Origin of the sequence: Phenylobacterium sp., assembly GCF_046590535.1 — a bacterium.
GTDB lineage: Bacteria > Pseudomonadota > Alphaproteobacteria > Caulobacterales > Caulobacteraceae > Phenylobacterium.
The window spans coordinates 1-26,750 of sequence record NZ_JBKJTG010000136.1 but is presented as its reverse complement, the minus strand read 5'-3'; the positions used below and the strand labels follow the sequence as shown (position 1 = coordinate 26,750).

General features: G+C 68.2%; 26 protein-coding genes and 2 pseudogenes. 11 read left to right on the top strand and 17 right to left on the bottom strand.

All coding sequences use genetic code 11. The features are described from left to right. Positions 1–66: 66 nt before the first annotated feature. Positions 67–2,277: a TonB-dependent receptor gene (locus ACLL81_RS08360; protein WP_411287886.1), complete on the top strand. Its 2,211-nt coding sequence runs from the start codon at positions 67–69 to the stop codon at positions 2,275–2,277. A gap of 121 nt (positions 2,278–2,398) precedes the next feature. On the opposite strand, the gene ACLL81_RS08355 is transcribed toward ACLL81_RS08360, so the two are convergent. The 6 genes from ACLL81_RS08355 to ACLL81_RS08330 all read right to left on the bottom strand — a co-directional run bounded on the left by ACLL81_RS08355 (position 2,399) and on the right by ACLL81_RS08330 (position 5,994). Then, positions 2,399–3,097 carry an SDR family NAD(P)-dependent oxidoreductase gene (locus tag ACLL81_RS08355; protein WP_411287885.1) on the bottom strand — a complete coding sequence of 233 codons (699 nt, stop codon included), beginning with the start codon at positions 3,095–3,097 and terminating at the stop codon, positions 2,399–2,401. Next, positions 3,094–3,579 carry a DUF3429 domain-containing protein gene (locus tag ACLL81_RS08350; protein WP_411287905.1) on the bottom strand — a complete coding sequence of 162 codons (486 nt, stop codon included), beginning with the start codon at positions 3,577–3,579 and terminating at the stop codon, positions 3,094–3,096. Before ACLL81_RS08350 ends, ACLL81_RS08355 begins: the two co-directional genes overlap by 4 nt. Then, the gene (locus tag ACLL81_RS08345) at positions 3,545–3,964 is read right to left on the bottom strand and encodes a thiol-disulfide oxidoreductase DCC family protein (protein WP_411287884.1); all 420 of its coding nucleotides are present in this window, start codon (positions 3,962–3,964) and stop codon (positions 3,545–3,547) included. The genes ACLL81_RS08350 and ACLL81_RS08345 overlap by 35 nt, the downstream gene beginning before the upstream one ends. 9 nt (positions 3,965–3,973) lie before the next feature. Further along, positions 3,974–4,588, bottom strand: coding sequence for a GTP cyclohydrolase I FolE (folE, locus tag ACLL81_RS08340; RefSeq protein ID WP_411287883.1), 615 nt, complete (start codon positions 4,586–4,588; stop codon positions 3,974–3,976). Positions 4,589–4,639: 51 nt separating this feature from the next. Further along, on the bottom strand, positions 4,640–5,260 hold the full coding sequence (locus tag ACLL81_RS08335; protein WP_411287882.1) for a TetR/AcrR family transcriptional regulator: 621 nt from the start codon (positions 5,258–5,260) through the stop codon (positions 4,640–4,642). 314 nt (positions 5,261–5,574) lie between these two features. After that, positions 5,575–5,994 (bottom strand): fasciclin domain-containing protein, encoded by a 420-nt coding sequence (locus tag ACLL81_RS08330; RefSeq protein ID WP_411287904.1) that lies wholly within the window; start codon positions 5,992–5,994, stop codon positions 5,575–5,577. A gap of 774 nt (positions 5,995–6,768) precedes the next feature. Between ACLL81_RS08330 and recA the strand changes: the two genes are divergently transcribed. Together recA and alaS are read left to right on the top strand one after the other, a co-directional pair. Beyond that, positions 6,769–7,836, top strand: coding sequence for a recombinase RecA (recA, locus tag ACLL81_RS08325; RefSeq protein WP_411287881.1), 1,068 nt, complete (start codon positions 6,769–6,771; stop codon positions 7,834–7,836). Between the two features lie 232 nt (positions 7,837–8,068). Further along, the gene (gene alaS / locus ACLL81_RS08320) at positions 8,069–10,717 is read left to right on the top strand and encodes an alanine--tRNA ligase (RefSeq protein WP_411287880.1); all 2,649 of its coding nucleotides are present in this window, start codon (positions 8,069–8,071) and stop codon (positions 10,715–10,717) included. A 109-nt stretch (positions 10,718–10,826) separates the two neighbouring features. Here the strand turns inward: alaS and ACLL81_RS08315 are convergent, their stop codons facing one another. The 3 genes from ACLL81_RS08315 to bla all read right to left on the bottom strand — a co-directional run bounded on the left by ACLL81_RS08315 (position 10,827) and on the right by bla (position 13,611). Continuing rightward, positions 10,827–11,309: a DUF2939 domain-containing protein gene (locus ACLL81_RS08315; RefSeq protein ID WP_411287879.1), complete on the bottom strand. Its 483-nt coding sequence runs from the start codon at positions 11,307–11,309 to the stop codon at positions 10,827–10,829. Positions 11,310–11,342: 33 nt separating this feature from the next. Further along, positions 11,343–12,557: an NADP-dependent isocitrate dehydrogenase gene (locus tag ACLL81_RS08310; RefSeq protein WP_411287878.1), complete on the bottom strand. Its 1,215-nt coding sequence runs from the start codon at positions 12,555–12,557 to the stop codon at positions 11,343–11,345. Between the two features lie 97 nt (positions 12,558–12,654). Beyond that, positions 12,655–13,611, bottom strand: a complete 957-nt coding sequence (gene bla / locus ACLL81_RS08305; RefSeq protein WP_411287877.1) for a class A beta-lactamase — start codon at positions 13,609–13,611, stop codon at positions 12,655–12,657. Between the two features lie 100 nt (positions 13,612–13,711). Here bla and ACLL81_RS08300 point away from each other — a divergent pair, with 100 nt between their 5' ends. The 5 genes from ACLL81_RS08300 to ACLL81_RS08280 all read left to right on the top strand — a co-directional run bounded on the left by ACLL81_RS08300 (position 13,712) and on the right by ACLL81_RS08280 (position 18,052). Then, the gene (locus ACLL81_RS08300) at positions 13,712–14,500 is read left to right on the top strand and encodes an RNA methyltransferase (RefSeq protein WP_411287876.1); all 789 of its coding nucleotides are present in this window, start codon (positions 13,712–13,714) and stop codon (positions 14,498–14,500) included. Further along, entirely contained in the window at positions 14,497–15,582 is a 1,086-nt protein-coding gene (locus tag ACLL81_RS08295; RefSeq protein WP_411287875.1) for an NAD(P)H-dependent flavin oxidoreductase, read from the top strand. The genes ACLL81_RS08300 and ACLL81_RS08295 overlap by 4 nt, the downstream gene beginning before the upstream one ends. Then, positions 15,579–16,817 carry a DUF1254 domain-containing protein gene (locus ACLL81_RS08290; protein ID WP_411287874.1) on the top strand — a complete coding sequence of 413 codons (1,239 nt, stop codon included), beginning with the start codon at positions 15,579–15,581 and terminating at the stop codon, positions 16,815–16,817. Before ACLL81_RS08295 ends, ACLL81_RS08290 begins: the two co-directional genes overlap by 4 nt. Positions 16,818–16,974: 157 nt before the next feature. Then, positions 16,975–17,592, top strand: coding sequence for a 30S ribosomal protein S4 (rpsD, locus tag ACLL81_RS08285; protein ID WP_411287873.1), 618 nt, complete (start codon positions 16,975–16,977; stop codon positions 17,590–17,592). Positions 17,593–17,680: 88 nt separating this feature from the next. Beyond that, on the top strand, positions 17,681–18,052 hold the full coding sequence (locus ACLL81_RS08280) for a hypothetical protein (protein WP_411287872.1): 372 nt from the start codon (positions 17,681–17,683) through the stop codon (positions 18,050–18,052). On the opposite strand, the pseudogene ACLL81_RS08275 reads toward ACLL81_RS08280, so the two are convergent. From ACLL81_RS08275 to ACLL81_RS08260, 4 genes and pseudogenes are all read right to left on the bottom strand, one after another. Next, a pseudogene (locus ACLL81_RS08275) lies at positions 18,049–18,458 on the bottom strand (acyl-CoA thioesterase). The gene ACLL81_RS08280 and the pseudogene ACLL81_RS08275 overlap by 4 nt on opposite strands. After that, positions 18,455–18,799 (bottom strand): Grx4 family monothiol glutaredoxin, encoded by a 345-nt coding sequence (gene grxD / locus ACLL81_RS08270; RefSeq protein ID WP_411287871.1) that lies wholly within the window; start codon positions 18,797–18,799, stop codon positions 18,455–18,457. The pseudogene ACLL81_RS08275 and the gene grxD overlap by 4 nt, the downstream one beginning before the upstream one ends. 58 nt (positions 18,800–18,857) lie before the next feature. Continuing rightward, positions 18,858–19,094 carry a BolA family protein gene (locus ACLL81_RS08265; protein ID WP_411287870.1) on the bottom strand — a complete coding sequence of 79 codons (237 nt, stop codon included), beginning with the start codon at positions 19,092–19,094 and terminating at the stop codon, positions 18,858–18,860. 9 nt (positions 19,095–19,103) lie between these two features. After that, complete coding sequence (locus ACLL81_RS08260) at positions 19,104–20,336, bottom strand: serine hydrolase domain-containing protein (protein ID WP_411287869.1); 1,233 nt, start codon at positions 20,334–20,336, stop codon at positions 19,104–19,106. A gap of 92 nt (positions 20,337–20,428) precedes the next feature. Here ACLL81_RS08260 and ACLL81_RS08255 point away from each other — a divergent pair, with 92 nt between their 5' ends. After that, on the top strand, positions 20,429–20,911 hold the full coding sequence (locus ACLL81_RS08255; RefSeq protein WP_411287868.1) for a CinA family protein: 483 nt from the start codon (positions 20,429–20,431) through the stop codon (positions 20,909–20,911). A gap of 118 nt (positions 20,912–21,029) precedes the next feature. Here ACLL81_RS08255 and ACLL81_RS08250 read toward each other — a convergent pair whose 3' ends face one another. Continuing rightward, the gene (locus tag ACLL81_RS08250) at positions 21,030–21,290 is read right to left on the bottom strand and encodes a hypothetical protein (protein ID WP_411287867.1); all 261 of its coding nucleotides are present in this window, start codon (positions 21,288–21,290) and stop codon (positions 21,030–21,032) included. A 413-nt stretch (positions 21,291–21,703) separates the two neighbouring features. Between ACLL81_RS08250 and ACLL81_RS08245 the strand changes: the two genes are divergently transcribed. Both ACLL81_RS08245 and ACLL81_RS08240 read left to right on the top strand, forming a co-directional pair. After that, positions 21,704–21,913 carry a cold-shock protein gene (locus ACLL81_RS08245; protein WP_411287866.1) on the top strand — a complete coding sequence of 70 codons (210 nt, stop codon included), beginning with the start codon at positions 21,704–21,706 and terminating at the stop codon, positions 21,911–21,913. Positions 21,914–22,145: 232 nt separating this feature from the next. Next, positions 22,146–22,466 (top strand): hypothetical protein, encoded by a 321-nt coding sequence (locus ACLL81_RS08240; protein WP_411287865.1) that lies wholly within the window; start codon positions 22,146–22,148, stop codon positions 22,464–22,466. A gap of 130 nt (positions 22,467–22,596) precedes the next feature. Here the strand turns inward: ACLL81_RS08240 and ACLL81_RS08235 are convergent, their stop codons facing one another. From ACLL81_RS08235 to ACLL81_RS08225, 3 genes and pseudogenes are all read right to left on the bottom strand, one after another. After that, positions 22,597–23,781: an alanine racemase gene (locus tag ACLL81_RS08235; protein ID WP_411287864.1), complete on the bottom strand. Its 1,185-nt coding sequence runs from the start codon at positions 23,779–23,781 to the stop codon at positions 22,597–22,599. Positions 23,782–23,785: 4 nt separating this feature from the next. After that, on the bottom strand, positions 23,786–25,984 hold the full coding sequence (gene purL, locus ACLL81_RS08230) for a phosphoribosylformylglycinamidine synthase subunit PurL (RefSeq protein WP_411287863.1): 2,199 nt from the start codon (positions 25,982–25,984) through the stop codon (positions 23,786–23,788). Between the two features lie 33 nt (positions 25,985–26,017). After that, positions 26,018–26,750, bottom strand: a pseudogene (locus tag ACLL81_RS08225) (MFS transporter); the annotation flags it as partial.

Here is a 26,750-nt window from a genome sequence, read left to right as displayed (position 1 = left end):
AGACGATTAGGGGGACTTATGACTCGGACCATTTTGCTAACGGGGGCAGGATTCTGCGCGCTCCTCATGGCTACGCCCGCGGACGCCCAGTCCGGACCCGCCGACGACTCGGTTGTTAGCGAAATCGTCGTCACCGCCCAGAAGCGCGAGGAACGCCTGCAGGACGTCCCGGTCGCCGTCTCGGTGGTGTCGGGCGCCGCCATCGCCGCGAGCGGCGCGGTGAACCTGGAGGGCGCTCAGTACCTCGTGCCGACGCTCAACTTCCGCAAGTCGGGCACGACCATCAACCAGTCGCTATTCCTGCGCGGCGTCGGCACGTCGACCTTCTCGATCGCCGGCGAGCCTTCGATCTCTACGGTGGTGGACGGCGTCGTCTACAGCCGGGCCGGCGAGGCCTTCAGCGATTTGATTGACCTCGACCGGCTGGAGGTGCTGCGCGGACCCCAGGGCACCTTGTTCGGCAAGAACACCTCGGCCGGCGTGGTCAATATCGTCACCAAGCGACCGGGTGATGAACTCGGCGGCTTCCTGGAAGCCGGCTATGCCAGCAACGGCGGCGAGTACCGCCTGCGTGGCGCTGTCGACGTCCCGCTCAGCGCACAGGTCAAGAGCCGCGTGACCGCTTTCTATGGCGCCTATGGCGGCAACATCCGCAATGTGACCAGGGGGACGCGGGTCAACGGCTATGAGCACTGGGGCGTCCGCGCCGTGGTGACTGCCGCTGTCTCCGAAGCGCTGTCGCTGACCGTGATCGCCGACTACCGCAAGAGCGACGACGACTGCTGCGCCGAGCTGATCGGCACCGTTCCGGCCAACCTCACCGCCACGGTCCTGCCGACGCCGCGCGGCGACAAAACCCGGCAGGTTGCTCAAGACTTGGTCACCGCGACCGTCGAGAAGAGCGGCGGCGTCTCGCTGCAGGCCGACTGGGACGTGGCCGGCCAGACAGTCACCTACATCGGCTCGTACCGCGAGTATGACAACACCGAGATTCGCGATGGCGACTGGCTGCCGAACGCCTATGTGGGCTTCAACCAGCTACACGACCTGGGTCCGCAGACCAGCAATACGCTCACCCAGGAACTGCGGCTGACTTCGCCCGCCGACCAGACGATCACCTATGTGCTGGGCGCCTATTATTCTCGCGCCGAGACCGAGCGGACCTTCACCCGCAACGACATCGTCTGCAGCTTGACGCCGACCCCGACCGTGATCACCCCCTGCTCGACGGCGGGCACGACGATCACACGGCCCACCGGCACGGCCACCTTCGGGTCGACGTTCAAAAACTTCGCCCTGTTCGGACAGGGCGTTTACAATCTCACTGACCAACTGCGGTTGATCGGCGGCCTGCGCTACACGTCGGACAAGCTGTCAGTGTTCCACGGTCGGGTCAGCGCCCTGACCGGGCCGGGGATCCAGCCCAGCTTCGGGCCGTTCACCGCCGACCAGTCGAACGATAACCTGTCGGGAAAGGCGGGCATCCAGTACGATATTGTGCCTGAGACCACCTTCTATGCCACCTATGCGCGCGGTTATAAGGGCCCGGCCTACAACGTCTTCTTCAATCTTACCGCCACTGGCACCAACCCGATCGAGGCCGAGACTGCCGACAGCTACGAAGTCGGCATGAAGAACACCATCCTTGACGGCAAGCTCATCCTGAATCTCGCCGGCTACTACGCTAAGTACAACAACTTCCAGGCCAACAACCCCGACATCGTGGCGGGCGTGCTGGTCACCCGCTTCACCAACGCGGGCACGATCTCGACCCGCGGTGGCGAGCTGGACCTGATCTACCGACCGATGCGTGACCTGAACGTCACCGGCGGGCTGGCCTACACCGATGCTCATATCGACCAGTTCAAGCTGCCCACCAACGGCGTGATCACCGGCGTGGTGCCCTCGGGCACGCAGCTGGCCTATGCGCCCAAGTGGAAGGGATCGCTGGGGATGGACTACCGGATCCGCACCGGCGCCGCGGTCGACGTGGTGCTGGGCGCGCAAGGCTCGTACCAGTCCAAGCAGCTCAGCCAACTGGATGCGTCCCAGGCCATCCGCACGGCGACCACGATCCATGACTACGCCATGGTCGACCTCTCGGCCGCCATCGTCGATACCGACGAGCGCTACCGGGTGACCTTCATTATCAAGAACCTGTTCGACGAGAGTTTCGCCTCGGCGATCACCAGCGGCGGGCCGGGCGGCAGCTTCCGCTACATCATCCCGCGCGAAGCCGACCGCTACTATGGCGTCACGGCGCGCCTGAACTTCTGATGCGCAAAGCGTGGGGCCTCAGCTTGCGATATGTGTGCAGCCGTTCGCGCGGGCCTAGGAGAAATTCTCCTCGCCGCGCCTAGCAGGTCGCTGCCGCGGACCCGGATGCGGAGCGATGCCGTCAGAAAGGAATGTTCCTGCCGTCCCAAGCAAGAAAGCGCCCCGTGTCGTGCGGACTAAGCCGGTCGATGACCGCCAACAGCTGGGCCGCAGCGTAGGCGGGGGCGAACAACGCCCCGGCAGGCACGCCTTTCTGGAACGGCTTTGAAAGCGGCGTGTCTACAGTTCCCGGATGCAGCGCGACACAGATAGCGTCTTTTCGATGCATGGCCAGTTCGACGGCCGCCGTCCGCATCAGCTGATTCAAGGCGGCCTTGGACGCCCGGTAGCCATACCAGCCGCCCTGCCGATTGTCGGCGATCGAGCCGACCCGCGCGGAGATCACCGCCAGCACAGCCTTGCCGTCCCTTGGCAGGCGCTGCCCGAAGTGCTTCATCACGAGCGCCGGGCCGATGGCGTTCACCTGGAAGCTCCTGGCCAGCCCCTGCGCGTCGACGGCGGCGATCCTTTTCTCCGGCGCGACGCCAGGCCCATGCAGCAGTCCCGTTGCGACGATGACTAGCCGGGGCGCTTTGACGGTCGCGGCGGCTGCGGCGATGGACGTTTCGTCCGTGAGGTCGAGAGGCGCGCCGCCGCTGCGCGAGAACCCATGGACGCGGCCGACTCGCGGATCGGCCTCCAGTCGTTCGACGAGCGCCGCACCGAGCCCGCCGGACGCGCCGACCACGACGGCGTCAAAGGGGGCGGGAAAGGCGCTCAAGCGACCAGCACCGCCATCGGGATGAGCAGACAGACGATCACGACGGCGGTCAGGGGCGCCCGTAGATGGGTGTACCAGGGGGGCGCCAGGCCGCGCCGGACAGTTGCGATGTCGTGGACTAGAAGCAGGGCGAAGGCGGTCGCCAGCACGCTCGTCGCTGCCAGCATCGGCAGGAGTGCGACACTGGCCCACGCCACGATCGCCGGCAGGACGCTGATCACCAGACGTGATGACAGGTTTGCGCGATCGGCTGCAGGCCGCAGCGCCAGGCCCCATTGAACGCCGCCCATGAACGACAGGATGACGGCGCCGTAGAAGACGAGACTGCGGAGCCCCGTGGTTGCGGCCAGTGGCCAGCCGGCGGCGATCGCCATCGCGAACCCCGCAAATGGCGTGACCCCCAGCCAGCCCAGCATCAGCGCGGCTTTCGGGATCGCGGTAGCGCGATCAGACGCCATGCCGCCCGCGCATCGACCGGTCATCTTCGCCACCCAGACTTCGGGCGACGCCCTGCAGGTTGGGTCGGATGATTAGAAACAGAAGATAAGCGCGCTCGAGGCACCACAGAGCCGGCCGCCAGAGGGCTAGCAGGCCGAAGAGGCGCAGCGCGGGTATCTGCCGCCACATCGCCCCGAACGCGGCCGCCCCGCTGACCAGGCCCTTGCCCCGCTCCTGGGCATGGAAGCGGGCGAGCATGGTCTGCCGGTCGATAGGACAAGGCTCGCCAAGGCTGAGGTCGATGAAGCTGATGACCTCTCGGCGATCCAGTTTCTGGATCCAGTGGACCTCGCGCCGACAGAGCGGACAGTCCCCATCATACCAGACGGCTAGGCTAGAAGCCTGCGTGGGTGTCGGCTGTTCTGACATGGCGGACCGTCATGCCCCCCGGCAGGCGCGCAGGAACTCCCCGCGCTGGCGATGGTCGTCGCGCAGGGATCCAAGCAGACGGCTGGTCGACAGCCGCGCGCCGGTGCTGTTGACGCCGCGCAGGGTCATGCAGCTGTGTTCCGCCTCAATGATCACGCCGACGCCCAATGGATCGAGCACGTCTTGAATGGCGTCGGCGATATCGGCGGTAAGCTTCTCTTGGATTTGCAGGCGGCGGGCATAGCCTTGAACAACGCGCGCGAGCTTGGAGATGCCGACCACACGATTGCGCGGCAGGTAGCCCACGTGCGCGACGCCGATCACCGGGAGCATGTGATGTTCGCAGACGCTCACCACCCGAATCCCGGTCAGCACCACCAGGTCGTCGTAACCGCCGACTTCCTCAAACGTCCTCGCCAGATGGCGCCGCGGATTCTCGTCGTAACCCGCGAAGAGCTCGGCATACGATCTTACGACGCGGGCCGGGGTCTCGCGCAGGCCCTCGCGATCCGGATCGTCCCCGGCCCAGGCGATCAGCAGACGCACGGCCTGTTCAGCCTCGGCTGCGGTCGGCCGCGGCTCTGACCCGGACTCGTGCGGCGATAAGAGATTGACCAGCGACATGGGCTCGGCGCTCCAAAGGACCGCCCGCGCGGCCTGACAGCTTTCTATATATCAATCGATATATTGAAAAGGAGAAGCTTCCGGATTGTTCGCAGGGCGCGCCGGCGAAGGGGTCGCAAAGGCGCGGACGAAGGCGGCGCTGATCTCGTCAGCCATCGCCGCAAGCGCGATAGGGTCTCGCTCCGCGCCGCCAAGCTGGTCTTGGTGAAGGGACGCCAGCAAAAGGGGCGACATCAGCATCAAGGCCGCTGCGCGTGTATCAGCGTCGATCATCTCGCCGCGGGCGATGTGGTAGCTCAGGCGCGCCCGAAGCGTCTCGATGGTGGGATCGAGGATGTGGCGCAGGGTCGATGCGCTGATCGAGGGGTCAACCATTCCCTCGGCTAGGCTGACGGCGAAGAGGTCGCCCAAGCGGACATCGCGCTCGACGCCAAGCGCCCGGACCAGGGTACTCGCGTAGTCCCGCACGGAGGCGCTGAAGGGTTGGTCGGAATTGCGCTGCGCCGCCAGCCCGTGACCGCCGAGGCGCAGTTGCTCCTCAAGGATCGCATCTATGACCTGGGAACGGCCGCCGAAGTAGTGATGCAGCGTTGGCACGGTGACCTTCGCCGCGGCGGCGAGGTCGCGCATGCTCGGCTTGGCCACATCGCGGCTCATCAGCCGCACGGCCATGCTCTGCAGCAAAGCCCTTCGCTTGGCCTCGTAGTCTGCGTCTCTGATTCCCTTGGGTCTGCTCACGCGGTCGATCCTCAGACGACCCCCCGTAGCGCGACCGGTCGGCTTGGACAACTGCGAGCGGTAGAACTGGGCAATGCGCGGGGCCGCGCCTTCTCATTCGTCGACGAACACTTGGACATCGCCGCGACGGCTTTCCTGCCGGCGTACGCCGCGCCGCCGGCGAAAGAGCGGCGCGGCGTCCCCACGGGCGGCCCGGACCTTCGGGCTTGGCCGACGGGCGAAGGTCCGCGGGGCAACCGCCGACGGCTCTATTTCGGGATGAGCACCGTGTCGATGACATGGATGACGCCGTTGGAGGCCGCAACGTCAGCCGCCACAACCTTGGCGCCGTTGACCGTCACACCGCCCATTCGGGCGTCGATATTTACCGTCCTGCCTTCCACGGTCTTCGCTTCCGTGGCCTTGCCCACCAGCGCGGAGCTCATCACCTTCCCGGGGACCACGTGATAGGTCAGCACCGCGACCAACTGGGCCCTGTTTTCAGGCTTCAGAAGGGTCTCCACAGTGCCGGCGGGCAGCTTCCCGAAGGCGGCGTCCGTCGGTGCGAAAACCGTGAAGGGGCCGGCGCCCTTCAACGTGTTCACCAGGCCGGCGGCGGTCAGGGCGGCCGCCAGTGTGTTGAACTGACCCGCGGCCACGGCCGTGTCGACGATATCGGCCTTCGCCATCGCACCTTGCGCGAAGGCGGGGGAGGCGAAGCTGAACGCGCAGACGGCGGCCACGCCGAGAAGGCTTCGAGTGATCATGCTAGTTCCCTTTTTGCGGTCAATATATCGAACGACATATAGAATGCAGTCGCTTGGGGTCAAGCTGCGTTCGCGATGCTGCGCTCTGATCCAGGCTTGGGAGGGGTGCGAGGGCGGACGGAATGTCCGGAACTGGCGCAATGCGAACGTAATGCGCCGCAGGGAACTCGCTTCAGCCGCTTTCTCAAATCCACTTTCCCACTCCTGAACGTTGGGAAAGCGGGGGCCCGAATTTGCTCGAAAACTTCACTGATGTTGTCATCAGGTGGTGTCAGTCGAACAGCAACCTGTCTCCAGTTGGGCGCAATTGCCCAGCAGGACGGGGTGAACGAGGATGCGGTTGGAGTCCAATTGGTTTCCCAATGAGGGCGGATTGAGAAACCGGAGGGGCGCTCCATTGCTAATTCAATCACTTAGGTGGCAATGGAATTGGGAAACCAAGCCCCTGTCGAGATCCTCCCGCGCCCAGTCATTTGTTCTGTGATTTCGGAAACTTAGCGTAGCGCCGCTGACATATTCAAAGGGCCGCCGATGACAAATCGTAAGGGCAGTCCCAGCGGTGCCATTATCCCCCGGCCGAAGAAAAACAGAACATCTTGCGAACTTGGAACAAACCCGGTACGCATGAGTCCTCGGAGGCGCGGGCGCTTCCGGACGCCCGGGTTGGCGGAATCGTGGGATAGAGAGGGCTCGGAAATGACTCAGTCAGCGTTGAGGCTCGTGGCAAGAGAAGACGGGGACAAGCAGCGCGCTCTGGAAGCGGCGCTGGCGCAGATCGACCGGGCCTTCGGCAAGGGCTCGGTCATGAAGCTGGGCGGGAAGGGCAAGATCCTCGAGATCGAGTCCGTCTCCACCGGCTCGCTGGGCCTGGACCTGGCCTTGGGGATCGGCGGCCTGCCCAAGGGGCGGATCGTGGAGATCTACGGGCCGGAGTCCTCAGGCAAGACGACGCTGGCCCTGCACGTGGTGGCCGAGGTCCAGAAGCTGGGCGGCACCGCGGCCTTCGTGGACGCCGAGCACGCGCTCGATCCGTCCTACGCCCACAAGCTGGGGGTCAATCTCGACGATTTGCTGGTCTCGCAGCCGGATACTGGCGAGCAGGCGCTGGAGATTACCGACACCCTGGTCCGCTCGGGCGCCGTCGACATCATCGTGATCGACAGCGTCGCGGCGCTGACGCCCCGGGCCGAGATCGAGGGCGAGATGGGCGACAGCCTGCCCGGCCTGCAGGCCCGGCTGATGAGCCAGGCGCTACGCAAGCTGGCCGGCTCGATCTCCAAGACCCAGACCTTGGTCATCTTCATCAACCAGATCCGCATGAAGATCGGGGTGATGTACGGCAGCCCGGAAACCACCACCGGCGGCAATGCGCTGAAATTCTACGCCTCGGTGCGCCTGGACATCCGCCGCACCGGCTCAGTGAAGCTGCGCGACGAGATCGTCGGCAACAACGTCCGGGTCAAGGTGGTCAAGAACAAGGTCGCCCCACCGTTCCGCGAGGTCGAGTTCGACATCATGTACGGCCAGGGCATCTCCAAGCTGGGCGAGATCATCGATCTGGGCGTTAAGGCCGGCGTCATCGAGAAGTCCGGCTCCTGGTTCTCCTATTCCAGCCAGCGGATCGGCCAGGGCCGCGACAACGCGCGCGAGTTCCTCAAGGCCAACCCAGACATGGCCGATGAGATTGAAAGGGCCGTCCGCGGCGCCAAGGCCACCATCGAGGAGGAACTTCTGGTGGGCGGTCCGGAAGACACAGAGGAATAGGCTTCCTCGTCGAGCGCGACCGCGACCGTCGGCGGCTCACCCGCCAACCCCGACCCGCCTGCGCGCCAACCCCGCGCGGTCGTCACGACGAGACTGCAAGGACGTCTGGGGAGAGCTCTCCCCAGGCGTCCTTTTTCTTTGCCCGGAGCCGCCGCAGTTTCGTAAAGGGACCGGCGCTCTTTCGTTGTGCGCCGCGGCAGGCCCGCGTCCGCTGGATATTGATTGAAAAGCCATGGCGACCCTGAACGAGATCCGCAGCCACTTCCTGGACTTCTTCCAGCGCCGCGATCACGCCGTCGTCGCCTCGGCGCCGCTGGTGCCTCAGAACGATCCGACCCTGCTGTTCGTCAACGCCGGCATGGTGCCGTTCAAGAACTACTTCACCGGGGCGGAGACCCCACCCTGGCCGCGGGCGACCTCATCGCAGAAGTCGGTGCGCGCCGGCGGCAAGCACAACGACCTGGACAACGTCGGCTACACCGCGCGCCACCACACCTTCTTCGAGATGCTGGGAAATTTCTCCTTCGGGGACTACTTCAAGGAGCAGGCGATCACGCTGGCCTGGGAGCTGCTGACCCATGAGTTCGCGCTCAAGCCTGAGAAGCTGACGGTCACCGTCTATCACACCGACGACGAGGCCCACCGCCTGTGGAAGAAGATCGCCGGCCTGCCGGATGAGCGGATCATCCGCATCGCCAGCGCCGACAACTTCTGGTCCATGGGCGACACCGGTCCCTGCGGCCCCTGTTCGGAGATCTTCTTCGACCACGGCGCCCACATCGCTGGCGGCCCGCCAGGCAGCCCGGATGAGGACGGCGACCGGTTCGTGGAGATCTGGAACCTGGTGTTCATGCAGTACGAGCAGCTCGCGGACGGCTCGCGCACGGACCTGCCCAAGCCCTCCATCGACACCGGCATGGGCCTGGAGCGGATCGCCGCGGTGCTGCAGGGCGTGCATGACAACTATGACGTGGACCTGTTCCGCAACCTGATCACCGCGTCGCGCGACTTGGTGGGCGGGGCGGGGGGCGCCTCCAACGGCCCGGCGCACCGGGTTATCGCCGACCACCTGCGCACCGCGGGCTTCCTGATCGCCGATGGCGTGATGCCGTCCAATGAAGGCCGCGGCTACGTGCTGCGCCGGATCATGCGCCGCGCCATGCGCCACGCCCACCTGCTGGGCGCCGCCGACCCGCTGATGCACCGCCTGGCGCCGACCCTGGTGGAGCAGATGGGCGAGGCGTATCCGGAGCTGCGCCGTGCCGAAGCCGCCATCGTCGACACTCTTCGCCAGGAGGAGGAGCGGTTCCGCCGCACCCTGGGGCGCGGCATGTCGCTGCTGGAGGAGGCGACGGCGGGCCTCAAGGACGGCGACGTTCTGTCCGGCGAGACCGCCTTCAAGCTCTACGACACCTATGGCTTTCCGCTGGACCTGACCCAGGACGCGATCCGTGCTCGGGGCCTGAGCGTCGACCTGAATGGGTTCGACACCGCCATGGCCCGTCAGCGCGAGCAGGCCCGCGAGGCCTGGAGCGGATCGGGCCAGGTGGCGGCGGCCGGAGAGTGGTTCGCCATTCGCGAGCGGCTGGGTCCCACCGTCTTTACCGGCTACGAGGACGGCGAGATCTCCGCCAAGGTGCTGGTGCTGGTGGAGGACGCCCGTGAGGTGGATGCGGCGTTGACCGGCGCCAAGGTCCAGGCGCTGTTCGACCGCACCCCGTTCTACGCCGAGAGCGGCGGCCAGGCCGGCGACCAGGGGGAGGTCGAATGGGACGGCGGCCGGGCGCGGGTGCTGGACGTGCAGAAGCACGCCGGCGACCTGCACGTCCATGAGCTTGAGATCGTCGAAGGCGTGCTCGCCCCCGGTCAGCAGGTCCGCCTGGAGGTGGACGCCGAACGCCGCACGGCCACCCGCTCCAATCATTCGGCCACCCACCTGCTGCACGCGGCGCTCCGCAACGTCCTGGGCGGCCATGTGACCCAGAAGGGCCAGATGGTCGACGGCGAGCGCATCCGCTTCGACTTCAGCCACGGCCAGCCGGTGACGGCCGACGAGATCGACCGCATCGAGGCCGAGGTGAACGCCGTGGTGCGGCAGAACCTGGCTGCGGCGACGGAGCTGATGGCGCCCGCCCAGGCGATTGAGGCCGGCGCCATGGCTCTGTTCGGTGAGAAGTACGGCGACAGTGTCCGCGTCCTGACGCTGGGTCGCGAGCTGGGCGGGGAGCGGCCCTATTCGGTGGAGCTGTGCGGCGGCACCCATGTGTCGCGGACCGGCGACATCGCGCTCTTCAAGATCGTCGCCGAACAGGGGATCGCCGCCGGTGTGCGCCGCATCGAGGCCCTCACCGGCGAGGCCGCCCGCCGCTGGCTGCTGGACCAGGCCGGGGTCGCCAAGGCGCTCGCCGACCAGTTCAAGGCGCCCGTGAGCGAGGTCGCCGCGCGGGTGGAAGCGCTGGAGGCCCAGCGCCGCAAGCTGGAGAGGGAGCTGGCCGACGCCAAGCGCCAGCTGGCCATGGGCGGCGGGGGCGGGGCGGCGCCGACAGGGCCGGAGGACGTCGCCGGCGTAATGGTCATGGCTCGGGTCATGGAAGGGGTCGGCGGCAAGGATCTGCGGCCCATCGCCGAGGAATTCAAGAAGCAGTTGCCTGACGGGGTGATTCTGCTGATTGGGACCGCCGATGGGAAAGCGGCCGTAACGGTCGCCGTCACCGGCTCGGCGCAGGCGTCAAACAATGCTGTCAATATCGCCCAGTCTGCGGTCAAGGCGATGGGCGGCCAGGGGGCCGGTGGGCGTCCAGACTTCGCCCAGGGTGGAGCTCCCAACGCCTCTGCGGCTGACGATGGCCTGGCGGCAGCCAAGGCTGCGGTCAGCCGTTAGGTGGGAGGGAACGCCGGACCACCCCTTCTTCGGCGGCAGGCCTGCGCCACCTGGTCGCCCTCCCTGTCCGCGCCCAGGCGAGCGCGGTTGTAGAACAAAGAAAGAACTACTAGCGGAACGTGGCCGAGACTGGCGGCACGCCCACGTGCACCAGCTGCCAGCGCAGCACGCCCCGGCGCTGGAACGTAAAGCGGCTCTCGCCCTCCTCGGAGGTATGCGCGAAACGCACCCGGTTGGGGCCCCAGTGACGCACGGTGGGGAAGAGGCCGGGCGGCCCGGTGATCGCCGCTAGGCCTTGTGGCGTCAGGTGGCGCTCCATGGAGGGCGGCGCGGGGGGCTGGGGGATCAGAGCGCGGCGCATGGCGCCCATGGGGTCGCGCCAGACATCGGGGGCCGGGCCGACGCTCTCCGGACTCGCCCCGGTGCGCAGGCCGGCGCGGACGGCGGGATAGTCGATCAGCTCGGCCAGGGCCTGCACGTCGCCGTCGCGGGCCGCCGACTGAACCGCGCGGAAGGCGAACCACGGCGCGCTGACCAGGGTCAGCGCCGCCGCGGTCACGAGCAGCAGGAAGATCAGAGGCGCGCGGCGCATGTGAGCCTAACGCGCGACGGCCCGGGCTGGCGCCTAGGCGGCCAGCGCCTTCTCCAGGTTTGCCGCGACCTTGTCGATGAAGCCCTCGGTGGTCAGCCACCCCTGGGTGTCGCCCACCAGCAGCGCCAGGTCCTTGGTCATGGAGCCGCTCTCCACGGTGGCTACACAGACCTGCTCGAGAATGGTGGTGAACCGATCCAGCTCGGCGTTGCCGTCCAGCTTGGCGCGGTGCTTCAGGCCCTGCGTCCAGGCGAAGATCGAGGCGATAGAGTTGGTGGATGTGCTCTCGCCGCGCTGATGCTGGCGGAAGTGGCGGGTGACTGTGCCGTGGGCGGCCTCGGCCTCCATGATCTTGCCGTCCGGGGTGATCAGCACCGAGGTCATCAGGCCCAGCGACCCAAAGCCCTGGGCCACCTGGTCGGACTGAACGTCCCCGTCGTAATTCTTGCAGGCCCATATGAACGCGCCCGACCACTTCAACGACGAGGCCACCATGTCGTCGATTAGGCGGTGCTCGTAGGTGAGGCCCGCCTCCTTGAACTTGGCCGCGTAATCAGCTTCGAAGATCTCCTGGAAGATGTCCTTGAAGCGCCCATCGTAAGCCTTGAGGATGGTGTTCTTGGTGGACAGGTAAAGCGGGTACTTGCGGTTCAACGCATAGCCGAAGCATGCGCGGGCGAAGTCGCGGATCGAGTCGTCGAGGTTGTACATGGCCATCGCCACGCCAGCGCTCGGGTAGTCGAACACCTCGTGCTCGATCTTCTGGCCGTCCTTACCTTCCCAGGTGATGGTCAGCTTGCCCGGACCCGGCACCAGGAAGTCGGTGGCCCGGTACTGGTCGCCGAAGGCGTGGCGGCCGATGATGATCGGCTGGGTCCAGCCGGGGATCAGCCTGGGCACGTTCTTGCAGATGATCGGCTCGCGGAACACCACGCCGCCCAGGATGTTGCGGATCGTCCCGTTGGGCGACTTCCACATCTTCTTGAGCTTGAATTCCTTCACCCGCGCCTCGTCCGGCGTGATGGTGGCGCACTTGATGCCGACGCCGTGGCGCTTGATGGCCTCCGCCGCCTCCACCGTCACCTTGTCGTCGGTGGCGTCGCGGTGCTCCATGCCCAGGTCGTAGTAGTCGATCTCTAGGTCCAGGAACGGGAAGATCAGCTTGTCCTTGATCATCTTCCAGATGATCCGGGTCATCTCGTCCCCGTCGAGATCGACGACAGGGTTGGCGACTTTGATCTTGGCCATGAGGGCGCGGCGCTCCGAGGCGAACTTTGGTTTGGGGGGCCGTATAGCCGCCGCTGGACGCAACGCAAAGGCTGCAGGCGGCGACTTGGCGCGCCTTTCAGCCGACGCTGCTGGCCAGCGCCTGGCCGATGTCGGCGAACAGCGCCGAGCGGGCGTTCTCGTCCAGGGTCGAGCCGCTCATGAACAGCGCCACGGCGTAGCTGCGCTTGTCTGGCAGGGTGAAGATGCCAACGTCGTTGAAGGCGGTGTTCAACCCCTGGTCCGTCCCGGATGTGCCGACCTTGTGAGCGAAGGTCGTGCCGTTCGGGAAGCCTGCCTTCAACCGGTCCGCCCCCCGCTGTGTGTCCGTGAGGATCTGCAGCAACAGGCGGGTGGAGACTGGAGAAATCAACTCACCGGCGTTCAGAAGGGTGAGGAAATCCAGCATGTTGCGCGGGGTGGCGGTGTCGCGCGGATCGGCCATGTAGGCGCGCGCGGCTGCCATCCGCTGCGCCGGGGGAACGGCCGCCCGGGCCGCGGCGAACCCCGCCGGAGAGCGCCAGGCCGCCCGGAACGAGGCCATGCCATAGACCTCCGGCTGCATTTCGCGCTCGTAGCGGTCGATGCGGATCTCGTTGATCTTGCGGCCCTGCAGCCAGGCGGTGACCGCGCCGGGGCCGCCGATATGCTTCATCAGGACGTCGGCGGCGGTGTTGTCGCTGTCGCTGACCGCGGCCACCAGCAGCTCGCGGGCGGTGTAGTCGCGCCGGCCGGGCCAGGCCGCGGCGATCGGCGAGTGCTGCGGCGAGAGCTGTTCCTCTTCCAGCACGAAGGGCCGGTCGAGGGTGAGGCGCCGCGCGTCCACCTCGGCGAGCGCCGCGGCGCCCAGGGCCAGCTTGAAGACGCTCTGCATGGGGAACCGGCGGTCGCCGTTCAGAGTCCAGTGCTCGCCGCTCTCCAGGTTGGTCAGGCCCAGCCCCAGCTGGGCGGGCCGCGCCCGCGCGGCGAAAGCCTGCATGGCCTCATTGAGCGCCGCGCCGTCCAGGGGCGGCGTGGTCGAAGCGGTCCTCAGCATGGGCTCCGAGCAGGCGGAAAGCGCCAATCCGGCGGCGGCCGCCAGCACACTTCGGCGCTGAAGGGTTGCGTTCGGGCGGCTAGACGACTGTAAACGGGGCATGGCCGAAGCGTCCCTCAGAGCACCTGTCGTTATACTGAACGCCCCGCAGTTGGCGCAGAATATCGGCGCGGTGGCCCGCGTCATGGCCAACTTCGGCTTGGCGGACCTGCGCTTGGTCAATCCGCGCGACGGCTGGCCCCAGGAGCGGGCCTGGGCCTCGGCCTCCGGCGCCGACTGGCCGCTGAATGCCGCGCAGGTGTTCGAGAGCCCCGCCGACGCCATCGCCGACCTGCACCTGGTGTTCGCCACCACCGCCCGGCCGCGCGAGCTGCAGCTTCCCGTTCTGACGCCCCGGCGGGCGGCGGGGGAGGTGGTTACGGCGCTTGGCGAGGGCCAGAGGGTGGGCCTGCTGTTCGGGGGCGAGCGGGCGGGACTGGAGACCGCGGACGTGGCGCTCTGCCAGGCGGTGATCACCATTCCGGTCGATCCGCGGTTCCACTCGCTGAACCTGGCCCAGGCTGTTGCGCTCACCGTCTATGAGTGGCGCACCGCCGTCGCGGATGCGCCGCCGCCGCAGTTCCGGGAGGGTCCGGAGCCGGCCGACGGCGCGGCGCTGATGGGCCTCTACCAGCACCTCGAGCGTGAGCTGGAGACCGCCGGCTTCTTCCATCCGCCCGAGAAGACGCCCTCGATGGTGCAGAACCTGCGCTCGGCCCTGGGCCGCGCCCGGCTCTCCGAGCAGGAGGTGCGCACATTCCGCGGCGTGGTCACCGCGCTCAGCCGCGGCCGCGGCCGGGTGCTGGAGAAGATCGCCCGCGAGAAGGCGGCGCGGGAGGAGGGCGCATGAGCCTGGCCGCTCTGCTGGACGGCCTGCCGATTCCGATCATCCAGGCGCCCATGGCCGGGGCCACCACCGGGGCGATCGCCCTGGCGGTGAGCCAGGCGGGCGGCCTGGGGTCCCTGGCGGCGGCGGGCCTCACGCCCGAGGAGATCGAGGCGGGCGTCGCGGCCCTGAAGCGCGAGACCAGCCGGCCATTCGCCGTCAACCTGCTGGTGGCGCCATCCGATACCCCCGATGCGGGGGTTGTGGCGGCCGCGCTGGCCAGACTGGCGCCCTGGTATGCGCAGGCCGGCGCCCCGCTTCCCGCCGCGCCGAACAGGTTCGCGCACGATTTCCAGGCGCAGCTTGCGGCGCTGACGCGGGCGCCCCCGCCAGTGGCGTCGTTCGCCTTCGACCTGATCGACCGGGCGCAGGTGGAGGCCCTGCACGCGGCGGGCAGCTATGTCGTCGGGACGGCCAACACCGTGGCCGAGGCGAGAGCCTGGGCCGAGGTCGGCGCCGATGGAATCTGCGCCCAGGGGTTTGAAGCCGGCGGGCACCGCGGGAATTTCCTGGCCGAAACCGAGGCGAGCCTGGTGGGAACCCTGGCGCTCGTGGCTACGGTGCGCGACGCCGTGGACCTTCCGCTGATCGCCGCCGGCGGGATCATGGATGGGCGCGGCGTGGCCGCGGCGCTGGCCCTGGGCGCGAACGCCGTCCAGATGGGCACGGCCTTCCTGCTGTCCGACCAGGCGGCGACCAGCGCGGCATGGCGCGAGGCCATCGCGGCGGCGCCGGACGATCCCACCCGGTTGACCCGCGCCTTTACCGGCCGCCACGCCCGGGGCCTGGAGAACCGTTTCATGCGTGAGATGCGGCCGCTTGAGGACGCAGTTCCGGCCTATCCGGTGCAGAACCGCCTGACGGGTCCGTTGCGGGCCGCCGCCGAGGCGGCCGGCGATGCGCAGATGATGTCCGTCTGGGCGGGGCAGGCGGTGGCCCTGGCCGGACCCGGCGACGCGGGCGACCTGATCCGGAGGTGGTGGGCGCAGGCCGGCGAAGCCGCCGCGGGCGTCTCAGTGCGCGTGAATCGAGGAGAGAAGGTATGACCCAACTCAAGGATTCGTCACGTGAGGCGTGGCTCTACGCCCTGCCGCTGATCGAGATCGCCACCACCCGGGCGAGGGGACAGGCCCTGGGCCACGGGATGAACGCCTTCACCCATGTGCGCTCGCTCGCCAACCATCGGCACCGCGCGGTGACCACGCCTAACAACGACACCCTCTACTCCACGGCTCAGGTGGATCTCTCCGCTGGGCCGGTGACCATCACCCTGCCGGCGGCGGGCGGGCGGTACTTCTCGCTGGCCCTGATGGACGCCTACACCAACAACTTCGCCATTCTGGGGACCCGCACCACCGGCCCCGACGGCGGGAGCTTCCGGCTGGTGGGACGGAACGCGGCGGCGGACGGGCCGAACCTGGTGCGCGCGCCCACCGACCACGTCTGGGCCCTGGCCCGGATCCTGGTGGACGGCCCGCACGACCTGGAGGCCGCTCGTGAGGCGCAGGCTGGCCTCTCCATGCAGGGGCCGGAGACCCCGGCGCCCGGACCTTTCGCCGGCCGAAGCGCGCCCTGGGCGGAGTACTTCGCCAGCGCCGCCGCCCTGATGGCCGCCAACCCGCCGCCGGCCATGGACGTGGGTTTGCTCCGTCGCATCGCGGCTCTGGGGCTGCAGGAGGGGTTCGATCCATCGCGGTTTTCCGCTGGCCAGATCGCCGAGATCGAGGCGGGCGTCGCTGAGGCCAACGCCGCGGCCCGCATCGGCGGCCTGGGCGGGGCGGCGTTCGTCCAGGGCTGGTCCTACCCCAGCGCCCGGTTGGGCGACTTCGACCAGGACTACCACTACCGAGCCGCGGTGGCGCTCTCCGGTCTGGCGGCCCTGCCCCCCGCCGAGGCCATCTACATGCGCGCCGAGGGCCACCTGCCGGGCGAGTTGTTCGACGGAACCCGGGCGTGGCGCCTGCACTTCCCGGCCGATGGCCATCCGCCAGTCAACGCGTTCTGGTCGCTGAGCCTCTACGAGGCGACGGAGGACGGGCAGTACTTCTTCACCGACAACCCGCTGAACCGCTACGCCATCGGCGACCGTACGGCCGGCCTGGCGCGCAACGCCGACGGTTCGCTGGACATCTGGATGGGCCACGAGACCCCAGGTCCCGATCGCGAGGCCAACTGGCTGCCGGCCCCGGGCGGGGCCTTCGCCCTCTTCATGCGGGCTTACCTGCCGAAGCCGGAGCTGCTGGAGGGCGGCTACCGGCTGCCAGCCATCACCGGGGCCTGACCTTGACTCGCAAGGGGTCGGACGGCATACACCGCCTCTTCCTCGCCGCCGGCTTGCCGTGCGGTCGCGGAGCTATGACGGGTGACGCGAAGGCCGCCGTTGCGATCGCACCTCTACTTTCAGAGGCGCCGGCTCGGGTCGAACTGAAGAGATACGAATGTCCAAGCGCCACAGCGCCAAGTACAAACTCGACCGCCGGATGGGCGAAAACATCTGGGGTCGTCCGAAGTCCCCGATCAACAAGCGTTCCTACGGCCCCGGCCAGCACGGCCAGCGCCGCAAGCAGAAGGTCTCCGACTTCGGCCTGCAGCTGCGCGCCAAGCAGAAGCTTAAGGGCTACTACGGCAACCTCACCGAGAAGCAGTTCAGCCGGATTTACGAAGAGGCCGCCCGCCGCAAGGGCAATACCTCCGAGAACCTGATCGCGCTGCTGGAATCGCGCCTGGACGCCATCGTCTATCGCGCCAAGTTCGTGCCGACCCCGTTCGCGGCGCGCCAGTTCGTCAACCACGGCCACGTGCTGGTGAACGGCAAGCGGGTGAACATCCCGTCGTACCGCGTGAAGCCGGGCGACGTGGTCTCGGTGCGCGAGCGTTCGCGCAACATGGCCCTCGTGCTGGAAGCCCTGCAGTCGCCGGAACGCGACACGCCGGACTACGTCGAAGTCGACACCAAGGGCATGGCCGCCAAGTACATCCGCATGCCGGAGCTGGCCGAAGTGCCCTATCCGGTGAAAATGGAACCCAATCTGGTCATCGAGTTCTACGCGTCCTGATCCGACGCCGAGGTCTCTGAGATTTGCGAAGGCCCCGGAGCGATCCGGGGCCTTTTGCTTTGCGTGGTCCTGTGGCGCAGTGGGCCCCATGAATCGCAGGGTCTTCGTCTTGGCCGCTCTGGTGCTGACCGGCTGCGCCACCGGGCCGCCGAGGGTGGTGGCGCCGGGTCAGGCGCTAGCCGAGCTGGAGCCGCTGTACGCCGCGATCGCGGGGCGCGAGGCGCTGACCATCCAGGTGGCGTCCAACGGCTGCACCGCTAAGGCCGACTTCGCCTTCTACCTGGAGCGCCGGGGCGAAGCGGTGACGCTGTCGTTCGGTCGCCGGCGGCTGGACAGCTGCCAGGCCTTCGCCATGGGCAAGACCGAACTCGCCTTCACCTGGGCTGAGCTTGGCGTGCCGCCGCGCACGCCGGTGTTCCTGCTCAATCCCCTGATCGCCTGGACCGGGCCGGGCAGCTAGCCGAACGTCTCACCGATCCAGGGGGGCACGCGCCGGGGGCGGCCGGTGGCGTGCTCGATGAGGCACCAGGTGGTGCGGACCTGGGCGCACATGACGCCATCGGCCGCATCGATGCGGATGAAGCGCGGGCCATCGGACGCATCCGCCACCCAGGTCCGGCCGTGGGTGTCTCGTGGGGCAGCAGCGCGCGGCGGTAGTCAACCTCGTGGCGGAGCGCGATCCAGGCCCAGAGAGCCTGTTCCTCCGGCGGCGCCAAGCTGCGCCAATGGGCGGTGCCCAGATCCTGCGCCCAGCGCAGGTAGACCACGTTGTTCACATGGCCGTTCTCGTCGATGTCGCCCGGTTGCGGCTCGAAGCTCAGCGCGAAGACTTGGCGGCCCTCAGGCGGTTCGAGCAGCCGGCTCACGCGTCGAGCACGCCCTGTTCGGCCAGGAAGGTCTTCAGCTCGCCCGCCTGGAACATCTCGCGCACGATGTCGCAGCCGCCGACGAACTCGCCCTTCACGTAGAGCTGCGGGATGGTCGGCCAGTCGGAATAGGTCTTCACCCCGTCGCGCAGCATCTCGTCCTGGAGCACGTCGACACCCACGAAATCGGCCCCGAGGTGATCGAGGATCTGGACCACCTGGGCGGAGAAGCCGCAGCGGGGTTGCTCGGGCACGCCCTTCATGAACAGCACCACCAGGTGGTCGCCCACGGTCTTGGCGATGAAGTCGTGGGCGGGATTGGCTGTGGCGGTATCGGTCATGGTTCGCCCTTTCGGCGGAATCTCGTGAGCCAAGAGCTAGGGAGCGCGACCCCCAGGGTCAAGCCGCCGGCGTCGAGGTTTCCAGCGCCAGGGCGTGCAGTTCGCCGCCCATCCTGCCCTTCAAGGCGGCGTAGACCAGCTGGTGCTGGCGCACCCTGGGCAGGCCCGCGAAGGCGACCGAGACGATGCGGGCCTTGTAGTGGTCGCCGTCGCCGGCCAGGTCCTCGATCTCGATCGTCGCGTCGGGGAAGCCTTCGCGCAGGCAGGCTTCCAAGGCTTCCACAGGCATGGGCATGGGCGGGTCTTAGTCGATGATCGACGAATAGACGATGCTCTTTAGCTGGCCGCGGAAGTTGAACGTGCCGGACGGCATCAGCTGGGTCATGAACACCAGGCAGAGGTCCTCCCTGGGGTCCACCCAGAAGATCGTCGAGGCGGCGCCGCCCCAGTAGTAGTCGCCGACCCCCGGGGCGCCGGTCTCCACCTGGCCGAGCGTCGTGGCGAAGCCCAGGCCGAAGCCCACGCCCTCGTTGGCGGTCTCCGAGAACGTGCCGAGCGCCAGCTGCGTTAGGTCCTTGTTCCCGGGCAGATGGTTCATGTGCATCACTTCGAGGGTGCGTGGCCCCAGCACCCGGTGGCCGTCAAGCTCGCCGCCCCGGCGCAGCATTTCGCAGAACCGCAGGTAGTCGGCGCTGGTCCCGGTGAGCCCGCCGCCGCCGGACTTGAAAGCCGGGTCGCGGGTGAAGTCGCTGGTCGCGGGATCGTCGATCAGCTTGAGCTTCTTGTCGGCGCCACGCTGGTAGTTGGCGGCGAAGCGGTCGACCTTGTCCGGGGCTACGAAGAAGCTGGTGTCCTTCATGCCTAGCGGGCCGAAGATGACCTCGTCCAGGTACTGGTCCAGGGGCTTGCCGGAGATGATCTCCACGAGCGCACCGCAGACGTCGGTGGCGAGCGAATACATCCAGGCCGTCCCCGGCTGGTAGCGGAGCGGCACCTGGGAGAGCTTGTCCATGAACTCGACCATGGTGTCGCGGGTCCCGGCCGAGCGGATCTTCAGGCCCCGGTAGATCTCGTCGATGGGGTGCTGGATGCCGACGCCGGGCAGTCCGCCGCCGTAGGTAAGGCCGGCGGTGTGGGAGAGCACGTCGCGGAAGCTGACCGGGCGGGCAGGCGCCTCGGTGACCATGTCGGCGCCTTCGCCCGAGACCCACACCCGGTGGGCCTTCCACGACGGGACATAGCGGCTGACCGGATCGTTGAGCTGGAAGTAGCCCTGCTCATAGAGCGTCATCAGGGCCACCGAGGTGATCGGCTTGGTCATGGAATAGATGCGGTAGATGGTGTCGTCAGCGGTGGGCTTGCCTCGCTCTATATCCATCAGGCCGAAGGACTTCTGGTAGGCCATGTGGCCATGGCGCGCGACGCTCACCTGGCAGCCGGCGATCTTGCCGTTGGCGATGTAGTTGCGCTCCAGGTGGGCGCCGATGCGCTCCAGCCGCGCGGCGTCCAGGCCCGTCCACTGGGATTGGGCATCCATGGAAATTTCCTCCCTTGAAATGGCGTCTTCTGCAATTGGCCGCCATCATGGGCGCTGATGCCTCCGCAGGCCAAGAAAAAGGAACGACCCCCTTGCGCGATCTGGATGGACTGGCGGCCCAACTCGGCGAACGGCTGAAGGCGCGCGGGGAGACCGTGGCGGTGGCGGAAAGCTCATCCGGCGGCCTGATTTCCGCGGCGCTCCTGGGCGTGCCCGGCGCCTCGGCCTATTTCCTGGGCGGCGCGGTGGTCTACACCGGCAAGGCGCGCATGGTGCTGATGGACCTGCCCCGGGAGGCGGTGGCCGGGATGCGCTCGGCCAGCGAGCCCTATGCCCTACTGCTGGCGCGCACCGCCCGCGAGCGATTCGGCGCCACCTGGGGCCTGTCGGAAACGGGCGCCGCGGGACCCACCGGCAATGGCTATGGGGATGCGGCGGGTCATACCTGCATCGCGCTGGCGGGGCCCGTTGAGATGGCTCTGACCATCGAGACCGGCGAGAGCGACCGGGCGGCCAACATGACCGCCTTCGCCGCGGCGGCCCTGGAGATGCTGAGCCGGGCGACGGAGGGTTAGGGGCGGCACTGCGCCAGCCGGGTCGGCCAGGATGGGGCGGAAGCACCAGCATCAGCCGGGATTGCTCGAACCTCTGGGGCGCCCTGGCGATCGGCCGCCAGGGCTGTTGAACTGGCGCTTAGCCTGCATCCGGGTCTGGCCCTGCTACCGGGTGGGCGAGCCCGTCACCCGGCAGGCGGGCCAGCAGGTCGCCGGCGAGCCCGCGTGCGAGGGCGTCTGCGCGGTCGGCTTCCGGGGCTTCGCGGCACGCCAGGGGCTGGACGGCCACCAGCAGACGGCGGTCGTAGCGGGCGGGCAGGAGGCTGTCTTCGGCCGCGCGGTTCGCCAAGCCTTCATTGGTGCGCTTCGGCGTCAGCAGGATCACCACATTGTTGCGCAAGGTGGGGCTTGCGCCGGTCCGCGGAGAGAAGATTGATCACCGTTATCCGGCCGAGACCGGGAGTCATCGCGTAGTCGGAGCTGTCCTCGCGCTCCACCATGAGGGCTGTATCGGCCAGCGAGGGAGCCGCCACAGCGCCGACAGGGAGACCGGCCAGGGGGGCGGCTAGAGCCGCCACCCCCGCAGCCAGGGGCGACCCACAGGGTCGCGGCAGCGGGCCATGAGGGCGGTCTCGGGGCGGGGTCATGCGGTGCGCCCCTGTTCGCGGCCTCGCCCCATCAAAGGCGCGATTGCACGCCCTTGCCGAGGCGTCTGAGGCCGGCGTTTCGTGAGAGCTTGCCAGATATGCCGTCAATGCTGCTAAAAGGCGCGCTCTTGAGCCAAGCAGGCTTCGTGACTTGAAGGGACTTTAGATGGCTACCGGCACAGTGAAGTGGTTCAACTCCACCAAGGGTTTTGGCTTCATCCAGCCCGATGGCGGCGGCAACGATGTGTTCGTGCACATTTCGGCTGTTGAGCGGGCAGGCCTCGGCTCGCTCGATGAGAACCAGAAGGTGTCTTACGAGATCGAACGCGACCAGCGCAGCGGCAAGGATTCCGCCGGCCAGCTCAAGGCGATCTAAGAAGCTTAACGGTTCGGCGGCCGCGGCGTCCGGGACAGGAGACCTGTACCGGACGCCGCGGGCCCTTTCTGCCCAGGCCAGCCGAGCCGTCCTTCGTCCTGCCACCGACGCCGAGCCGCAGATTCTTGTGGGCGGCGACAGCCCATTATCGACTCCATGATGGAGCCTGCCTGCCGCCCGCGCGTTTGGGATATTGGAACGCAGAGCCGCTCCGGCGGAGTGAGAATCAAGCATGAGCAGGCGCGTGGACATCGTTGGCAAGTCTGGCGAGACCTACGGATTCATCCGCATGGACGGCGACACGTCCCTGCGTCCGGTTGGGGTGACCTATGTGATCGCCGCGCCGGCCGGAAGAGGCTGGCGCGTGTTGCATAGCGGTCAGACCGAGAACCTCGCGGCCGGCAGCTGGCAGCCGGTGCTGCTCGCCCATCGCGAAGAACACCCGAAAGCTGAGTGTCTCATCCGGTTGAATGTCAGCCGAAGCGTTCGTGACGCCGAGGTCGCCGACATCGAAGGCGCGACGGTGGGCCACGGGGCGCCGGCGCCGGGCTAAGGGCCGACCGCAGGACGCTCCCGGGAGGAGGTCGTCCACCAACGGTGTCAGCGCAGCGGATCAGCAGCCACAGGCTGCGCTTGGCCATGGGGGGATTGTGCGCGATCCACGGCCAAGGTCAACAGCAGGGCTACTGCGACGCGCCGCGGGCTTCCAGGCGCAGGATGTCCACCAGCACCTCGCCTTGGACCACGTGGATGAGTTCGTAGCGGTCGAGGGTGGGGTCGATGTGCGGCGGGGCAAAGTCGACGCGCTCGCCGCGAGCGACCTCCTGGCCCTCGGGTCGCATCAGCAGGCCCTGCTCGTCGCCGAAGTAGCGGTAGGCGCAGGCGGCGAATTTCGGCGTCAGGGGCTGGGGCAGTGGGCCGTCTGTGGCGAAGGCCTTGAGCCCCGCGTCCACGGTGACCCAGCGGTCCTGGTTGACGGTGATGACCCGGGCCTGCACCACTAGGCTCTGTTCAAAGGCGCCGTCGGGGTCAGCGGCCAGGGCCTCGCGGTAATCGCGGTCCATGAAGGCGTATGAGCCGGGCTGAAGCTCGGTCATCACGCCCTGGGCGGCGTCGGCCTGGAAAGTTCCGGTGCCGCCGCCGGTGACCACCTCCACCGCGCCGCCGGCCGCACGGATCGCGGCGATGACGCGGTTGAGGTGGACCATGCCGTCGGCGACCGCGGCGGCGCGGGCGTTGGCGCCCGGAAGGTGCTGCCACTGGCCCCCGTAGGCCTGGACGCCGCGCAGGCGGAGCATGGGCTGGGCGGCGATGGCGCGCACCACGGCGGCGGCCTGTTCGGGGCTGGCGACGCCGGTGCGGCCCAGGCCCACGTCCACGTCGATGAGCACGGTCATGGGGGCGCCGGCGGCCTCGCCCAGCTCACGGGCCCCGTCGGGGTGATCGACCACAATGGCGAAGTCGGTGGTGCGGGCGGCGAGCGCCGCGGCGCGGGCGGCAGAGGCTGCGCCGGCGATCGGCGAGGTGACCAGGATGGAGGGGACACCGGCGGCGGCAAGGGCCTCGGCCTCCGCCAGTTTCGCGCAGCAGACGCCCACCGCACCGGCCGCCATCTGGCGCAGGGCCAGGGCGGCGGACTTGTGGGACTTGGCGTGGGGGCGCAGCACCAGGCCAGCGGCCCGCGCGCGCTCGCCCATCCGCGCCACGTTGCGGTCAAAAGCGTCGAGGTCGAGGACGGCGGCCGGCGTCGCGATGGCGTCGCGAGAGCCCGGCTGGCCCAGCACCGCCAGGCCGGCGGCGACGTGGGGCTTGTGGGCCAACTCGCCTAGGTCGGCGGCGATGGCGGCGGCAGGGCGCTCACCGATCATGCGGCTAGGCCATGAAGGCCGGCATCCAGCCCTCGTGGGCCTGGCGCAGGTTGGCGAGAGGGATCTCAAAGACGCCGGGGAGGCTCAGCGTCGCGCCGCCGGCCTGGCCGATGGCGGCGGCGGGAACCCGGGCCTGCTTCGCCTCGGCGAGGATGGTGTCCGGGTCGGCGGTGGCGATCAGGTAGCGGGCCTGATCCTCGGCGAACAGCCAGACGTGGGCGGGCAGTTCGGTGGGTGCGCTCAGCGTCAGGCCGACCTTCGAGGCCAGCGCCATCTCCGCGGCGGACGCGATCAGGCCGCCGTCGGCGAGGTCGTGGACGGTGGCGGCGTGGCCGTCCTGGATCAGGCCGCGGACCAGGTCGCCGATCCGGCGCTCCACGGCCAGCTGGACGGTGGGCGGGGCCCCGTCCTCCCGGCCAAGGATCTCGCGCAGGTACATGGACGCGCCAAGTTCGCCCACTGTGTCGCCCAGCAGGATCAGGGTGTCGCCGGCTCGCATGTGGCTGAAGTCGGCGTGGCGGCTGCTATCGGTGAGCAGGCCCACGGCGCCGACGGTGGGGGTGGGCGGAATGGCGGCGCCATTGGTCTCGTTGTAGAGGCTGACGTTGCCGCTCACCACGGGGAAGTCCAGGGCGCGGCAGGCCTCGGCCATGCCGTCGATGGCGCGGACGATCTGGCCCATGATCTCCGGGCGCTCGGGGTTGCCGAAATTGAGGTTGTCGGTGATGGCGATGGGGTCGGAGCCCACGGCGGTAAGGTTGCGCCAGGCCTCGGCCACCGCCTGCTTGCCGCCCTCATAGGGATCGTTCTGGACGTAGCGCGGGGTGACGTCGGAGGTGACGGCCAGCGCCTTCCTCGTGCCGTGGACGCGCACGATGGCGGCGTCGGCGCCGGTGGCTGAATCCTGCAGGGTGTCGGCCATGACGTGGCGGTCGTACTGTTCCCAGATCCAGCGTTTTGACGCCATGTCGGGGGCGCCCATGAGCTGCAGGATGGCGGCGGCGTAGTCGGCGGGGGCGGGGACTTCGGCGGGCGCCAGGCGGGCTTGCGGCGTCGGCGCCACCCAGGGCCGGTCGTAAAGCGGCGCGTCGTCGGAGAGCGGGCCCAGCGGCAGGTCGCAGACCACCTCGCCCTTGTGCTTCAGGATGATGCGGCCGGTGTCGGTGGTGATCCCGATGGTGGCCGCGTCCAGGCCCCACTTGGCGAAGATGCGCTGGCCGTCGGCTTCGCGGCCGGGCTTGAGGATGGCCAGCATCCGCTCCTGGCTTTCCGACAGCATCATCTCATAGGCGCTCATGTTCTCCTCGCGTTGGGGAACGGCGTCCAGGTCGAGCTCGATGCCGACGCTGCCCTTGCCGGCCATCTCCACGGCCGACGAGGTGAGGCCCGCCGCGCCCATGTCCTGGATGGCGGCCACAGCGCCGGACGCCATCAGCTCAAGGGTAGCCTCGATGAGGAGCTTCTCGGCGAAGGGGTCGCCCACCTGGACGGTGGGGCGCTTCTCGTCGGAGGCGTCGTCGAACTCGGCCGAGGCCATGGTCGCGCCATGGATGCCGTCGCGGCCGGTCTTGGAGCCGAAGTAGACGACAGGCAGGCCGGCGGCGGGGGCGGCGGAATAGAAGATCTTGTCCGCGTCGGCCAGCCCCACGCACATGGCGTTGACCAGGATGTTGCCGTCGTAGCCGCGGTGGAAGTTGGTCTCGCCGCCCACCGTGGGCACGCCCACGCAGTTGCCGTAGCCACCGATGCCGGAGACCACGCCGGAGACCAGGCGCTTGGTCTTGGGATGGCTGGGGTCGCCGAAGCGCAGGGCGTTGAGGAGGGCTATGGGCCGCGCGCCCATGGTGAAGACGTCGCGCATGATCCCGCCCACGCCGGTGGCCGCGCCCTGGTAGGGCTCGATGTAGGAGGGGTGGTTGTGGCTCTCCATCTTGAAGACGCAGGCCTGGCCGTCGCCGATGTCCACAACGCCGGCGTTCTCGCCCGGGCCCTGGATGACCCGGGGGCCCTTGGTGGGGAACTTGGCCAGGTGCTTGCGCGACGACTTGTAGGAGCAATGCTCCGACCACATCACCGAAAAGACCCCCAACTCCACGAGGTTTGGCTCGCGGTTCAGGCGCAGCACGATGAGGTCGTATTCCTCGGGCTTCAGGCCGTACTCGGCGGCGGACTGGGCGAGGGTCTTGGCGGGTGCGGCGCTCATGGGCGGGGTTGTAGCGGGACTCTGCGCCGCGGCCTACTTCGAGACCAGGTCGCGCTTGAGCCAGCGGCAGGTGATCAGGAAAAACAGGCCGCCCACCACGTAGAAGGTGGAGGTGATCAGCATGGAGCGCTGCAGGCTCTGCGGGTGGGCGATGGCGCAGATGTCTTGCTGGGCGGCGGCCAGGGCCGCACGGGCGGCGCCTTCGCAGGCCTTGCGGGTCAGGTCGAGGGCGCCCAGGTCGGCCACCTGCGCGGCGAAGAGGAAGTCGCTGAGCGCGCCGATGAATAGCGGGCCGAGCCCGTAGCCCAGCAGGTTGACGATGAACAGCAGGATGGCGGTGGCGGTGGCCCGCACCTGGGCCGACACCACGCCCTGGCCGATGGTGTACTGGGCGGCGAGGTAGCCGTACTTGATGGCGCCGCCGATGCAGAGCGCCCCCAGGCAGATCCACAGGTTGGTGGTGCTGAACGCCAGCAGATAGAACGGCACGCTGAGCGTCAGGCCGATGGCCGGCAGCCAGGCGATGGCGGTGGGATGGCGGGCGGCCATCCTTCCCGCCAGCCAGCCAGTGGCGAGCGTGCCCACGGCCGAGGCGATCCCCACTGGTGTGTTGATCATCACCGCCGCGTCGCCGGCCGACAGGCCGAAGGTGCGGTTGAGGAACAGCGACTGGAAGGAGCCGATTCCATAGCCGCAGAAGGCTGCGATGGTGGCGGCCACGGCCATGGCCCAGAACGACTTCTTGGAGGCCAGCTCCCGCATGCCG